This window comes from Candidatus Limnocylindrales bacterium (assembly GCA_035571835.1).
Taxonomy (GTDB): Bacteria; Desulfobacterota; Binatia; order UBA1149; family CAITLU01; genus DATNBU01.
In genome coordinates this window covers 85131-99600 of the sequence record DATNBU010000027.1, presented here as the reverse complement: position 1 = coordinate 99600, position 14470 = coordinate 85131, and the positions used below count along the sequence as shown (strand labels likewise).

Annotated in this window: 10 protein-coding genes; 6 read left to right on the top strand and 4 right to left on the bottom strand. The window is 65.3% G+C overall.

Annotated elements, in window-relative coordinates; all coding sequences use genetic code 11:
* Nucleotides 1-4: 4 nt before the first annotated feature.
* From VN634_11090 to VN634_11080, 3 genes are all read right to left on the bottom strand, one after another.
* Complete coding sequence (locus VN634_11090) at nucleotides 5-1228, bottom strand: efflux RND transporter periplasmic adaptor subunit (GenBank protein ID HXC51421.1); 1224 nt, start codon at nucleotides 1226-1228, stop codon at nucleotides 5-7.
* Between the two features lie 210 nt (nucleotides 1229-1438).
* A complete protein-coding gene (locus tag VN634_11085) occupies nucleotides 1439-2044 on the bottom strand; it encodes a hypothetical protein (protein HXC51420.1) in 606 nt (201 codons plus the stop codon).
* Between the two features lie 244 nt (nucleotides 2045-2288).
* The gene (locus tag VN634_11080; GenBank protein ID HXC51419.1) at nucleotides 2289-2489 is read right to left on the bottom strand and encodes a hypothetical protein; all 201 of its coding nucleotides are present in this window, start codon (nucleotides 2487-2489) and stop codon (nucleotides 2289-2291) included.
* Nucleotides 2490-2851: 362 nt separating this feature from the next.
* Here VN634_11080 and VN634_11075 point away from each other — a divergent pair, with 362 nt between their 5' ends.
* From VN634_11075 to VN634_11055, 5 genes are all read left to right on the top strand, one after another.
* Nucleotides 2852-4705, top strand: coding sequence for a PKD domain-containing protein (locus tag VN634_11075; protein ID HXC51418.1), 1854 nt, complete (start codon nucleotides 2852-2854; stop codon nucleotides 4703-4705).
* Nucleotides 4706-4819: 114 nt separating this feature from the next.
* Nucleotides 4820-5497, top strand: coding sequence for a hypothetical protein (locus VN634_11070; protein HXC51417.1), 678 nt, complete (start codon nucleotides 4820-4822; stop codon nucleotides 5495-5497).
* 154 nt (nucleotides 5498-5651) lie between these two features.
* Nucleotides 5652-6503: a hypothetical protein gene (locus tag VN634_11065; protein ID HXC51416.1), complete on the top strand. Its 852-nt coding sequence runs from the start codon at nucleotides 5652-5654 to the stop codon at nucleotides 6501-6503.
* A 399-nt stretch (nucleotides 6504-6902) separates the two neighbouring features.
* On the top strand, nucleotides 6903-9731 hold the full coding sequence (locus tag VN634_11060; GenBank protein ID HXC51415.1) for a PxKF domain-containing protein: 2829 nt from the start codon (nucleotides 6903-6905) through the stop codon (nucleotides 9729-9731).
* 73 nt (nucleotides 9732-9804) lie between these two features.
* Entirely contained in the window at nucleotides 9805-10533 is a 729-nt protein-coding gene (locus VN634_11055) for a hypothetical protein (protein ID HXC51414.1), read from the top strand.
* 79 nt (nucleotides 10534-10612) lie between these two features.
* Here the strand turns inward: VN634_11055 and VN634_11050 are convergent, their stop codons facing one another.
* Nucleotides 10613-12244 carry an amidohydrolase family protein gene (locus VN634_11050; GenBank protein HXC51413.1) on the bottom strand — a complete coding sequence of 544 codons (1632 nt, stop codon included), beginning with the start codon at nucleotides 12242-12244 and terminating at the stop codon, nucleotides 10613-10615.
* A 161-nt stretch (nucleotides 12245-12405) separates the two neighbouring features.
* On the opposite strand from VN634_11050, the gene VN634_11045 reads away from it, so the two are divergent.
* Nucleotides 12406-14247 carry an NAD(P)/FAD-dependent oxidoreductase gene (locus VN634_11045; GenBank protein HXC51412.1) on the top strand — a complete coding sequence of 614 codons (1842 nt, stop codon included), beginning with the start codon at nucleotides 12406-12408 and terminating at the stop codon, nucleotides 14245-14247.
* Nucleotides 14248-14470: the final 223 nt, after the last annotated feature.

Sequence of the window (14470 nt, the reverse complement as noted above, 5' to 3'; positions counted from 1 at the left end):
GCGGTCAGTCTTTCCCGCCGTGCGCTGGCGCTTTGGCAGCCGTGTTCGCGGGCGCTTCCGTCTTCGGCGGCGCGGCCGGCTGCGGCGCCGAACCGGGCTCTTCGATGGTCACGACCGTCGGCTTGACCGTGATGCCGTCGCGGACTTTCTGCAGCCCTTCGACGACGACCTTCTCGCCGGGAGAGAGCCCGCTTTCGATTACCCACAGCGAATCGACGCGTTCGCCGGGCTTGACCGAACGCATCGTGACCTTGCCGTCGTCGGATACGACGGCCACGGAGTACGTGGCCTGCAGCTCCTTGACGGCGCGCTGCGGAACCAGAATTGCGCCCTTGCGGAGATCGACCGCAGCGCGCACCCGAGCGTACTGGCCCGGACGGATGAGCTTCTCCGGATTCGGGAAACTGACTTCGAGCATCAGCGTGCCGGTGGTGGGATCGACCAGACGGTCGGCAAACTCGAGACCGCCGCGATGATTGTGCACCGACCCGTCGCCGAGAATGAGCTCGAAGCGACCGGCATCTTTTTCGGGCTTGTTTCCCGTCGCGCGCGCGTACTTGAGATAGTCGCGTTCGGCGATCGAGAAGCGCACGTGGATCGGATCGATCGTCGAGACCGTCGTAAGCAGCGTGTTGTCGCCGCGGCCGACCAGGTTGCCCGGCTTGACCTCGGTCTTTCCGACGAGACCGTCGATCGGGGAATAGATTTTCGTGTACTCGAGGTCGATGGTGGCGTTGTCGACCGCAGCGCTTTCCGCGTCGACGACTGCGCTGGCGGCGCTCTCCAGGGCAACGGCCGTATCGTACTGCTGGCGCGGAATCGCGTTCAGCGCGACGAGCGGCTTGTAACGGGCCACGTCCTGGCGCGCGCGCGCAAGGTCGGCCCTCGCGCTGGCCAGCCGTCCTCGCGCCTGGGCGAGCGTCGCCTGAAGATTGCGCGGGTCGATCGTGTAGAGGAGGTCACCTTTCTTGACGAAGCTGCCTTCCTTGAAATCGACCGTCTCGAGAAAGCCCGCCGACCGCGCCCTGACCTCGACCTCCTGCGAACCGAGCGTCTGGCCGATGCTCTCGATGTAAATGGGAACGTCGCGCTGGAGAACGGTTGCGACCTGGACGTCGGGCGGAGGCGGCGCGACCGGTGCCGTTTTCGTGCAGGCCGCCGCGGACAGGCAGACGGCGAGCCCGGCCGCGGCATAGCCTGCCCGCGACCTGCTGAAGAAGTCTTTCATCGCAGCTTTTCCCCTTGCCCGCACGGTCCTCAAAGCAAATTCGGGTCTACGCCACACTCCGCTACAAGTCATGCCTCAAAGGGGAACGCCGAAGCAAAATCGCAGCGCAGGCCGACCGCTGCCGCACGGACCGCTCGATGGCCGCGGGATTTTCATCGACACGACCTGCAGGCCGTCCGGCGTTCGGATCGCGTCGGCCGGACGCTCGGATCAGTTCGCGTCACCCGCAACGAAGGGACTGGCATTTGGCTTGCCGGCCAGAAATTCGCGGGCCTGCGCCAGGATGTCGATTCGTTGCGGCTCGACCTGGAACCTGCGGTCGATCCTGTCGAGCGAAACCAGGAACCTGCTGCCGTCAAAGCCGAGCAGGCTGACCTGTTCGCCAGGAGAAACCTTTTCGCTCTGGCCGAGCAGCACGGGCGCCATGATCGCGACGCGCGACGGCCACAGATCGGTGCGCTTGATGAGCGCACCGTAACCGAGGTCGCGCTGCGTAGGACTGAGCTTCTTCCATTCGCGATTGGCGATCTCGAGCAGGTCGGTCTTTTCCGGATCGATGGAAAAGCTTGCCGTCCCATCGGTCGTCACCACGAGAACTTCCTTCGAGCGAACTTCGAGCACGCTCACGGTGTCGCCCGACGCGAGGCTGGCACCGGTCTCGAACGAGACGGCCTTGATCACGTGGCAATCGTGCGGCCAGAACTCGGGATGATCGACCAGCTTTCTCCAGCTCAGACTCTCCGCACCGGCAATGGCCGGCAGCAGCAGAACAAGAATGCCGAAGGCGATCCTCGAAACTCCGCGTACACGTCGCATGCTGACTCCTTCGACCATCATCGTGCGCAGCCGCCGACTTTCCGCGCGGCGCGCTGACGGCTTCCGCATTCCGTTTGCGAGCCGCTTTTTACGCAGTCGCCGCCGCTACGCATAGCGAAGCTATGCGACGGTCGACGTGGAAAGAACGCGCGCGCGGCGACCGGATTGTCTTGGAGAACCGGCCGGAAGGAGCAGATGCCAGAAGTACAGAAGAAGAGTTGAAGCAGGTGCCTGAGGCAGCAGGCTAGCGCGCGTAGATGCGCATCTGACGAACGAAGTTCATCGCCGCCTCGCGTTTCGGATCGTTGCCGGGATGCGGCGCCGTCGTCGCGGGAGGCCGACCGATCACTTCGTTCGGCTTCAGAAAGCGCTTGAGTACGTCGTCTTTCGAAGGCGTGTCGGATGCGCGGGTGCGCGGCAGCAGAGGTTTCAGTAGATCCGTCATGGAGGCTACCAGTTCTCGCGGCAGTTTAACGCATATTTAGAATATGGAAAGGGCTATGCACGTGGCGCCCTCCCCAAATGCGCCACCTGGCCGATTCATCGAGGGAAACCCGGCAGTTAGCCAGTCCAGGTTCGCACAACCGTTCGCCGGACCGGTTTGCGGGCCGCGTTCGCAGGCCGCCATTTCTCGCCTTGCCCACCGCCGCCCCTCGTGTCATCGCTCCGCGTACCATGCCGCCGACGACATCCGCACGCCGCGCCCGATCTTTTCACGCGCGGCGGTCGGTCGCGGTCGCACTCTTCTGCCTGATCGGATCCGTCGCCATCTGCTTCGCGACAGCAGCGGACGCATCGACCGCTTCGGTGGATGCGAGCGGCCGCATCTACAGGGACGGCGTGCCGTGGTTTCCGATCGGCATGTACCACGTGTCGTGGATCGGCGATCGGCAGGGTGCCAAAGCCGTAGGTGATCTCGAGGCGATCGCCGACGCGGGCTTCGACCTGATGCACGCCACGGTCGATGCGCGCGCCGACATGATCGAGCTCTTCGATGCAGCCGAGGCCCGCGGCGTCTCGATGATCGCCGAAATTCCCTGGTCGGAGAGCGGACCGGACGGCTTCGTGAACCTGTGGAAGTCGCACCCTGCCATCGTCGGCTGGAACATCCGCGACGATTTCAACGCACCGACGTTCGGGCCGGTCGCGCATCCGCCGGACGAAGTCGCCGCGCGCCGCGCGGTCATCGACGGTCTGGACCCCGATCGCCTCACGTATGCGAGCGGCACGCCGTTTCCCGGAGCCACCGTCACGCCGTACGCGGGCACGATGGAAGTCATGGGCTTTCAGAGTTACCCGATCGGCGAACAGAGCTATCCGCACGAATACGAGCTCGAAGAAGCAATGGACGAGTTCGACTACGTCGAAGCGCAGCTCGCAGGCACCGGCCAGGCCTGGGTTGCGAACGCGCAGGCGTATCGCTGGAGGAGCGCGGTCGGCACCTATCCGACCGTGCGCGAATCGCGCAACCTGCTCTATGCTCCGCTCATCCGCGGCGCATCGGGCGTCCTGTGGTACACGATGTGGGAAGGCAACGGCACATTGCTGCCGAGCGCGGCTCCGGCGCTGTGGGCAGAGCTTCCGCACCAGGTTGCCGAGCTCAAGTCGCTACGCCCGTTCCTGCTTTACGGCGTGCGTTCGGATCTGCCGACCGGCCTCGAGCGCGTGCACGCAGGACTCTGGGAGCTCGACTCGCAGATCGTCGTCGTCGTACTGAACACACATCGCACCGATTCGTTCGATGTCTCGCTCGCGCTTCCGGGCGCCGGTTACGAGTCCGTCGCAAGGATGTTTCCGGGCCGCAGCGAATCCGGAATGGTCGTGGACGCCGGCAACCTCACCGGCTCGATCGGCCCCGAAGAAGTGCACGTCTACATCCTCGACGCGACGACTCCGGCAAACACGTCGCCAGTCGCAGCCATCGAAGCTTCACCGGCAGAGGTCGCGTACCTCGAGACGCGAACCTTTGATGCGGGCACATCGACGGACGGTGACGGCAGCATCGCATCGTGGCAATGGGATTTCGGCGACGGCTCCGTCGCGAGCGGTCAGCTGGCGACGCACGAGTATGCGAAGCCCGGCAGCTACTGGACGCGTCTGACCGTTCGCGACGACGACGGCGCAACAGCCACGGCGTTCGCCGAAACCGTCGTCGCGCGCACGTCGCTCTGCCCCGCATCGCCCGCCGCCGATTGCACATCGTCGTCCTCGGGATCGATGCGCTTGTCGATGCCGGCCTCGGCCGCCAAGCGCAGCCTCCAGTGGAAATGGGATCACGGCACGGTCGTATCGTTCGGTGAGCCCGCGGCGACGACCGAGCTCGCGCTCTGCATCTACGATGCGAGCGGACGCCTTCTCGCCACGGGAGTCAGGCCCGACGCAGATCTGTGGACTGACCGCGGAGATGCCGGTCTTCGATTCAAGGACAAGGATGCTGCGCCGAGCGGAATCCGCTCGATGCAGCTTGTCGCCGGGAACCTTTCCGCTCGCATCGCCCTGAAGGCGCGAGGGGCGGCGCTGCCCGAAATTACGACCGCACTGGTTCCTCCGGTCACCGTGCAGCTCGTCGGGTCGGACACCGCCGAGTGCCAGCAGTCGGTATTCACGACCGAAGATGTTTCGACGAACGCTCCCGGAAGTTTTTCTGCATCGCAGCATTGATGTCGGAGACATCGTCATCGAGGGGGCACAGATTTGCATCGTCACCCTCGGAGATGCGTTTGACGCACGCCGCGCCGGGACGCTAGTCTGCCGAAAAATCCTGCGAGGTTACCGATGGCCAACCGGATCCTCTCCTCCATTATATGTGCGGCGCTCGTCGTCGTAGTTGCCGGACCCGCACGTGCCGACAACTTTCTCGTTACCACTTCCGCGCAGTTCAGCCTGAGCGGCGTCAGTACCGACGCCGTCACGCAATGCATCCCGGTGATTCCGGGTGCGTTCTACGAGTTCGGCGCCGAGGTGCTGATCAACGTACAGGGCGGCGCGATGGGCCGCGCCGGCGTCGTCGTCCGCGGCATGACGAACGCCGAATGCACGGCGGAGAAGGATCCGAATTTCCCGAGCTTCTCACTTGCCGGCGAAAGTGCGGCCACCGACTGGTATCCGCTGCTCGGAGGCTTCCTTGCGAAACCGGGAGTGGTCGCGGGGCTCGTCGAGTTGCGCGGGACCCAGACTTCCGATGCCGGAAGCATGACCGCGCACATCCGCAACGCGTTCCTTCGCACTCCCGACCGACCGAACGAGCCCGATTGCGCGGACCCTGCGATGCCGTACGACCAGGTCACCGCGTCGGACGCGCTCCAGATCCTGAAAGGTTCGGTCGGAACTGTCACCTGCGTCGCGTGCCAGTGCGACACCAACCTTTCCGGCGCGACGACGGCAAGCGACGCGCTGGCCACGCTGAAGCACGCCGTCGGGCAACAAGTCGCCATCGGCTGCCCGACGTGCTGACGAGCAGGCCGCCGCGCATCATCGCGACTTCGCGGCAACCCCGACGCGGCTGAGCTCGACCGTGTCGCTGACGCCTGTGACTTCCGTCGCGCGACTTGCGTCGTGGTGACGACGCCTTCAGGCTCCATGCCGGGCGCCCAGCCGCTCCATCACCGTGACGTTTCGGGCAACAGTCTATCCGCCGCTCTGGCGCAACGTCTCCGCACTGCTCTTTCTGGTCAGTCGCGGAAGCCTGCTGGTGCTGCTCGCGCTGCTGCTCTTCTTCGAGACACGGCTTTCCAATCCGCTGCGGCTGATCCGCGTATTCGCCGAGACAGCGCTGCTGCCGGGCATCGCCGGATGGCTCGTCGCGCGATTTCATCGCGCAACACTCGAAGTCCGCGACGGCATGCTCGCTGTCGAGCTGCCCGCGCGCCGCATCGAGATCCCGTGCAACTCGATCGACGGCGCGACGCCGTGGCCCATCCCGTTGCCGTCCGGCGGACTGTGGCTCGAGCTCGAATCCGGACGCCGCTTTCCGTACGGGATCGAGGTTGCGAACCCTTCCGCCCTCGTCGAGGCGATCGGGCAGTGCGCAGATCCGGATCGAGCCGGGCTTCGCATCGCATCGCAGGGCATCGCTCGAGCATATGCCGAGGCGGCATTCCGTCCGGCAGGGGCGTGGTACCGCCCGGTTCTCAAGTACGTCGTCTTTGCACTCGTGCCTGCAGTACCACTGTTCCGGCTGCACCAGTGGATCACGTACGGCGGGACCTTCGGCGAGTACTACATGTACGGTCTTCAGGCGTACCTGATCGCGTTCGCCATCTACTGGGCGCACGCGGCGATCTGGCTGATTCTTCTCGACACGGCGCTCGCGACGATCGGCGCGGCGATCACACTGGCGGCCGCGTTCGTGGTGCCGCCGGCGGCAGCAGGAGTCGGCCGCGCCATGCGCATCGCAAGGAGCATCCTCTTCTATGGATCGGTTCCGGTGTTTCTGCTGCGACTGTTCCTGCTGTCCTGATCCTTTGTATCTTCTTATTTCCTGACTACTTGGACGCGTTCTGCTGTGAACCCCCACCTGCACCGCCCGATGAGCCGAGCTTACGCACATGCACATCCTGCAGTAACTGTACCACCGCGTTCTCACGCGGCGCGACGATGACGCGGCATTCTGCGTGACATTTTTTGCTGAGTTTCTGCGGATCGCAGCGCGTCGTTCTTCGACCTGATGCATCGGGTCATCCGTTGCCTTCGAAATCCCGGAGCGCCGGCCCCTTCACGATACTTCGTGCCGTTCCTCCGATAGTTCTTGCGCGCAGCCCGAAGCGCAGTCACCGTCCCCGCGCCATCTTCTCGTGGCGCACTGACGCTCGCAAATTTTGGGGAGGGGATCATGAACTACGGCCGCTTAGGCGCTCGATTGAGCGCCGCTCTGTCTCTGACCGCACTGCTTGGCCCGCTCGGCGCACACGCCAGCACCATCGCACAGAACTCGTCGTGGACGGTCAGCCGTCCGGGCGCGACCCAGACGCTGAGAATCGTCGCGTACGGCGACTCGATCTACGCGGGCTACACCGGCGCAACGACCGTGGCGAGACGAGCCGGGCCGTACGTGACCGCCGAATACTGCGCGGCGGTGACCGGCCAGAACGTGAACGTGGCCCGTCGCTGCCAGTCGGGAGGCGTCGCGGCCGACGTCTACAACCGTATCAACTCGTCGACCGACCGTGCGTTCATGGCCGATGCCAGCACGCGCATCGTGACCTTCGAGATGTGCGGCAACGACTATCTGCAGGCTCGTTCCAGCTTCAAGAGCGCGAGCGGCACGTGCAACTACAGCGGCCTGAACACCGCGCTGGCCAACTGCAAGAACTACACGCAGCTCGCCATGGACAGCATCAACACGTTCGCGAGCCCGAACACCAAGCTGAAGATCGTCTCGAACCTGTACTACCCGGGCTATGACGCGGACAACAGCTTCAGCACGTGTACCGATTCCGTCAACGGCGACCCGGCCAACGGGTTCCGCGTCAACATGCGCAACCTGTTCCTGCCGCGCCTGCTCGAGAGCAACTGGTGGACGTGCAAATACGCCGCCGACAAGGGCTTCGTCTGCACCGACAATTTCGCGAACTACATGGCGCGCGACTACGACTCGAACGGCGACGGGCTCAACGATTCCGACGCCATCCGCTACAAGGCGGGAGAGTCGCTGGCCGACTACTCCGCGCGCGTTCTTGCGCTGCGCTCGACGTTGCGTGACTCGAACCTGAAGCTCGTCAATTCGACGACCAGTTTCGACTACCTCCAGTCGGACGACACCCATCCGACGTTCGAAGGAGCCACGGCGAGCACGCTCTTCACGACCCCGAGCGGCAGCAATCCCGTTCTCAATCCCACTGCCGGTCCGTACGCGGACGGCAAGAACCCGCACTGGAACTGGAACGGCCACGACCGCATGGGCTGGGCCATCGATCCGGGCTGTCCGTTCGTGCTCGTCAAGTGCGGAAACGGGCTGATCGAGACCGACTACCTGCCGTCCGGACAGCCGAGAACCGAAGGTTGCGACGACGGCAACTCCGCCAACGCAGACGGATGCTCGAGCACGTGTGCGGTCGAGACAGGCTATTCGTGCAGCGGCGCTCCGTCGATGTGTGCGCCGGTCTGCGGCGACGGCCGGCTCACCGGCCTCGAGCAGTGCGATGACGGCAATGCGGCCGCCGGCGACGGATGCTCGGCGACCTGCACCGTCGAGCCAGGCTTCAGCTGCATGGGCGGACCTTCGACCTGTCATCACATCTGCGGCGACGGCCTGATCGTCACCGGCGAAGGCTGCGACGACGGCAACCTCAGCAATGACGACGGCTGCGCGTCGACCTGTACGTCCGAGACCGGCTGGACCTGCGCCGGAGAGCCGTCGACCTGCTCGCCGGTGTGCGGCGACGGGCTCGTGCTCGGAACCGAGGAATGCGACGAGGGCGCGAACAACGGCGCAGCGACGACCTGCTGCTCCGCGAGCTGCTCGTTCCAGCCGAGCGGCACGGCCTGCGACGACGGCCAGATCTGCACGGCCGGCGACAGCTGCGACGGCGCGAACACCTGCGTCAGCGGCGGCCCGCTCGACTGCAATGACGACAACGGCTGCACGGACGAAGTCTGCAATCCGGCGAGCGGCTGCGAGTACACCAACAACACGGCATCGTGCGACGACGGAAATGCGTGTACCGTTGCCGACCAGTGCGCCGACGCAGCCTGCGTCAGCGGCGCGCCGCTCAACTGCAACGACGGCAACCTGTGCACCGACGAGACCTGCAATCCGTCGAGCGGCTGCGAATACACGAACAATACCGTGCCGTGCGACGACGGCAGCGCCTGCACGGTCGCCGACACCTGCGGCGGCGGCACGTGCGTCAGCGGCTCTGCGCTGAGCTGCGACGACGGCAACGGCTGCACGGACGAGGTCTGCAATCCGGCGAGCGGATGCCAGTACACGAACAACACCGCGCCGTGCAGCGACGGCAGCGCCTGCACGGTTGCCGACACCTGCGGCGGCGGATCGTGCATCAGCGGCGGCGCCCTCAACTGCGACGACGGCAACGGCTGCACGGACGAGGTCTGCAATCCGGCGAGCGGATGCGAGTACACGAACAATACGGCGCCGTGCAACGACAGCAACGCGTGCACCCTGGTCGATACCTGCGCGGGCGGGACCTGCGTCGGCGCGTCGCCGCGCAACTGCAACGACGGCAACGTCTGCACGGACGACACCTGCAACCCCGCCAGCGGCTGCCAGTATGCCAACAACACGGCTCCGTGCAGTGACGGCAACTCGTGCACGGCGCCGGATACGTGCAGCGCATCGATGTGCGTCAGCGGTGCTGCGGTCTACGGATTCAGCGGATTCCTGTCTCCGGTCGACAACCTGCCGGTCGTCAACAACGGCAAGGCGGGACGGACGTATCCGGTCAAGTGGCAGCTTCCGCTCTGTTCGGGTGGATATGTCAGCCGGCTGAGCGCGGTCGTGTACAACCCGCTGCAGGTCCGCCAGGTGAACTGCGACTCGAACGCACCGCTCGACACGCTCGAGACGGAGACCGCAGGCAACTCCGCGCTGATGTACGACGCGGCAAGCAACCAGTACCAGTACAACTGGAAGACCGACAGCACGTTCGCCAACAAGTGCTACGAGCTTCAGCTGCAGCTGGACAATGGAACGACCCAGATCGCGAGGTTCAAGTTCACCAAGTAGACGGCTTCACGTCGGCTCCGCAGGAGTGCGAGGCCGACGTGAAATCCCGGTATCGGACGGCGGCGAGGACACGATGAAGAAACCAACGAGCAGCAATCGTGTCGATCCGGACGGAATCCGGATCGTCGAGAAAAGTGGCGGCCGCGCTCCGCGTGCAGGCTGGACGATCGGAGCGCTGGCGATCGTGATGGCCGGCGGGATTGCGCTGCGGATGGCTCCGTGGAGCTCGCAGTCGCCGGCGGCGCCGACCGCAAACGCACCGGCTGCGACCGAAGCACGCCCGGATCGGTCTCACGCTGCACAGGCTGCATCGCGCGGAACACGGACCGCTCGCGCCGTTCCTGCTGCGCCAACGGAAAATCACATGGCAGAACAAGCCGAGCGCGAGATCGCCGAGGCTGCTCGCGAGCTCGCCGCGGCGACTCCGCAGCGTGCGGAGGAGCTGAGGAAGGGTTTTGCGGTCCGCGCCGAAGAAATGCTGGCAGCGGCGCGTGAAGCCGGCGAGACGACGGGGCTCGCGGCGTTCCCACCGCCCGGCACGAATCCGATCAAGCCCGGGCTGGTCGTCCCGCCCAACTACGACCTGCCCGAAGGATTCATCCGCTATCACCAGGTCACGGACGACGGACGGCGGCTCGAACCGATCCTGATGTTCTCACCGGATTACGAATTCGTCGACGACGCCGGCAATCCTGTAGAGGTTCCCGAAGACGGCGTGGTGCCGGCCGCGATGGCACCGCAAGGCTTGCCCCTGCGCGCGCTGGCGGTTCCCAAGCATCCGTATGGTGCGTTACTGAAGTAACGCACCTCGGGCGGACGTCGCTGAAGCGACGCATCTTTTTGAAACGTGACGCGCGAGCTGCCGCACCCCTGCGGCGCGGCTACGCGCGAATGACCGTACCGGCCTTCGCGCGCGCATCGTAAGAATCGCCATCGACGACGACCTTTCCGCCCACCATCACGATCTCGATTCCCGAAGGGAACTTCGCCGGCTCTGCAAACGTGGCGGCATCGGCGAGCGTCGCCGGGTCCAGCACGACGAGGTCGGCCGCGCAGCCGCGCCTGACGAAACCGCGATCGGTCCAGCCGAGCCGCTCGGCTGCAGCGCCGGTCATCTTGCGCACGCCCTCTTCGAGCGGAAACAGCCCGCGCGAGACGTACGTCGACAGAATGCGCGGGAACGTTCCGTAGCTCGCCGGATTCTGATGGCCGCATGCGGTGACGAAGGTGTCGGTTTCGATCGTGCACAGCGGATGCGCGAGCACGGTCTCGAGCGCCCGCTCGTCGCCGTCGCCGCCGCTGTACTTGTGGATCAGCACGCGCGCATTGCGGTGGCTGTCGACGACCATGCGCGCGTAGAATTCCCAGATCCCCATGCCCGCATCGCGCGCGGCGTCGCCCACGAAGGATCCGTTGTAGCGATCGAACGCAGCCGCGTTCGCATTCATGATCTGGATGTCTTCGAGATGAAATCCGATCTGTCCGAAGACGTGCTCGCCCATCGCGATGAGGCCTTCCATTCCGGACGGCGTCGCAAGCACCGTCTCGAGATGCGGGAGCAGCTCGGGCGGGAACAGCACGCTCGCCGTCGTATTCCCGGCCGTGTACGGAAATGCATCGAACGCGACGTCGATGCCGCGCGCACGCGCAGCCTCGATCACGGCGATCGCGCGATCGACGGTCGGCCACGTCGCCGAGCCGACGAAGATCAGATGGCTGATCTGGAGTTTCGCGTGCGCGCGTCCGGCCACGCGCAGGATCTCGTCGATCGCGGCGATGTTGTGCGGGTCGACCAGCGGATCGCGATCCGGATAGACCGGGCTCATCCAGCTGTACGCGCGAAGGTGCGACGTGAAGATCTTGCCCGAAAGCGACGCCCACCCGGCGAACGCGGACAGCTCGTCTTCGGACGCGAAGATTCCGGGCGGATAGCCGAGGCCCGTGCTGACGCCGATGCAGCCGTCGTCGAGCGCCTGGCGGCAGAGTTTTTCCATCGCGGCCAGCTCGTCGGCACGCGGCGCCTCGGGATTGAGATGACCCGTGACGGCCGCGCGCACGGTTCCGTGTCCGACGAGCTGCGCAACGTTCATCGCGACGCCTCCCGCTTCAATGGCGGCAAGGAACTCGCCCATCGTTTCCCAGCGCAGGTCAATGGCATCGTCGGCGATGAGCCGGCTCGCCTCGGTAACCGGTCCGCGCGTGTGCTCGTTGACCGGCGCCGGGCTGAATCCGCAGTTGCCGCCGACGAGCGTGGTCATTCCCTGCCGGAGAAACGGCTCGAGCAGCGCACCGTGGTCTGCGCCCGGCACAAGAAAATCGCTGTGGCTGTGGATGTCGATGAAGCCGGGCGCGACGATGCGACCGGTGCAGTCCACGGTGCGGGCCGCATCGAGGCCGGCAAGGTCGCCGACGTGCGAGATCGCGCCGCCGGTGACGGCAACGTCGGCCGGAAAAGCTTTCGTGCCGGTGCCGTCGATCACCGAGCCGCCGGCAAGTTTGAGATCGCAATGCATGGCACGCTTTTACCCCGCGTCGAGTGATCGGATCAATTCCCCCTATGCTCCGGCAACGCTGCAGGACGACGGCCGGCACGATGAAACAACGCGCCGTCGCCTCGCTGGACACAGCCCCATGCACGGGGAAATCTTCCGCCGGACCCGAGGAGGCCGACGACATGACGACCAACGCGCCGACTGACTCCGAACCGACTGCCGGACACGCCGTGCCTTTCGACCCGGACGCGCTGCGCGACCGTTACCGCGCCGAGCGCGACAAGCGTCTTCGCAGCGACGGCAACGAGCAGTACGTCGAAGTCACGGGCAGCTTCGAACATTACCTCGACGACCCGTACGTCGAGCCCGGCTTCACGCGCGCGGCGCTCACCGATGAAGTCGAAGTCGCCGTCATCGGAGGCGGGTTCGGCGGCCTTCTCGCCGGAGCAAGGCTGCGTCAGGCCGGCGTCCAGAGCATTCGCATGATCGATCCCGCCGGCGACTTCGGCGGCACCTGGTACTGGAACCGGTATCCCGGCATCGCGTGCGACATCGAGTCGTACACGTACCTTCCGCTGCTCGAGGAAGTCGGCTACGTGCCGAAAGAGAAGTACTCCCACGGAAAGGAAATCCTCGAGCATTCGCAGGCGATCGCGCGCAAGTTCGACCTCTATCGCGACGCATGCCTGCAGACCCGCGTCGAGGAGCTTCGCTGGGACGAGGCCGCGTCACGCTGGATCATCTCGACCAATCACGGCGACCGCATGCGCGCACGTTTCGTGTGCCTTGCGACCGGGCCGCTCAACCGCCCCAAGCTTCCCGGCATCCGCGGCATCGAGGACTTCCGCGGTCACTCGTTCCACGCGAGCCGCTGGGATTACGCGTACACGGGCGGCGACTCCGAGGGCAACCTGACCGGACTTGCCGGCAAACGTGTCGGCGTGATCGGCACCGGTGCGACGGCCGTGCAGATCGTTCCGCACCTCGGCGAGTGGGCCGGACACCTTTACGTATTCCAGCGTACGCCGTCGTCGGTCGACGTGAAGATCAATCCGGCGACGGATCCGGCGTGGGCGTCGTCGCTTCCGGCGGGCTGGCACCAGCATCGCATGGACAATTTCAACAACCTCGTCTCCGGCATCCCGCAGCCCGAAGACCTCGTCAGCGACGGCTGGACCGACATCATCACGAATCTCCTGCTGGGCATTTCGAAGGGAGAGATGACCGACTTTTCGGAGCAGGGCATTCAGCGCGCCGTCGAGCTTGCCGACTTCGAGAAGATGGAAGCGATTCGCGCGCGCATCGACGCGACCGTCAAGGACCCCGCGACGGCCGCAGCGCTCAAGCCGTGGTACCGGCAGTTCTGCAAGCGGCCGTGCTTCCACAACGAGTACCTGGAGACGTTCAACCGCCCGAACGTGACGCTGGTCGATACCGACGGCCGCGGCGCAGACCGCATCACGGCGAACGGAGTCGTCGCGGGCGGCCGCGAGTACGAGCTCGACTGCCTGATCTTCGCTACCGGTTTCGAGGTCGGCACCGATTACTGCCGGCGCGCCGGCATGCAGATCTTCGGACGCAGCGGCATGAGCCTGAGCGAGTGGTGGTCCGAAGGCGTCCGGACGCTGCACGGCATGCACGTGCACGGCTTTCCGAACTGCTTCCTGCTCAGCAACTCGCAGGCCGGCTTCACCGCGAGCTTTCCGCACATGCTCAACGAACAGGCCAAGCACCTGACGTACATCATCCGGCGTGCCGTCGAGGGCGGCTCGGACGTCGTCGAAGCCAGCGAGGAAGCGGTGCGGCAGTGGATCGATCGCTGCATCGAGAAGGCCGGCGCGGGGATGGAGTTCCTCGAGAACTGCACGCCCGGCTACTACAACAACGAGGGCAAGCTGTCCGAGCGCAGCGTCCAGAACGGGTTCTACGGCGGCGGCACCGGATCGCCGGAGTTCATCGGCATCCTCGAAGCGTGGCGCGCCGATGGAAAGATGGCCGGCCTCGCGGTGACCAAAGCAGCATAGCCAATACCGCGCGCCGCGGCGCGGTGCGCGCCGGATTCGGACTTCTTACGAAACTCCGCTTGCGCACTGCGCCTTGACGCATTGCCCGCCGGCTTGATATCCGCTGCGATTCGTTCGTCCAGACGGCTTCGCTCGCCAGATCGCACCGGCGGCTGCCGACGGAAATCGGGGACAGACACCGATTTCTGAAAATCGGTGTCTGTCCCGGATTTCTCTCGATCGA

Bases quoted from the DNA above. Each gene is read 5' to 3' on its own strand.
- VN634_11090 (HXC51421.1), bottom strand. From the start codon at position 1,228: ATGAAAGACTTCTTCAGCAGGTCGCGGGCAGGCTATGCCGCGGCCGGG.
- VN634_11085 (HXC51420.1), bottom strand. From the start codon at position 2,044: ATGCGACGTGTACGCGGAGTTTCGAGGATCGCCTTCGGCATTCTTGTT.
- VN634_11080 (HXC51419.1), bottom strand. From the start codon at position 2,489: ATGACGGATCTACTGAAACCTCTGCTGCCGCGCACCCGCGCATCCGAC.
- VN634_11070 (HXC51417.1), top strand. From the start codon at position 4,820: ATGGCCAACCGGATCCTCTCCTCCATTATATGTGCGGCGCTCGTCGTC.
- VN634_11055 (HXC51414.1), top strand. From the start codon at position 9,805: ATGAAGAAACCAACGAGCAGCAATCGTGTCGATCCGGACGGAATCCGG.
- VN634_11050 (HXC51413.1), bottom strand. From the start codon at position 12,244: ATGCATTGCGATCTCAAACTTGCCGGCGGCTCGGTGATCGACGGCACC.
- VN634_11045 (HXC51412.1), top strand. From the start codon at position 12,406: ATGACGACCAACGCGCCGACTGACTCCGAACCGACTGCCGGACACGCC.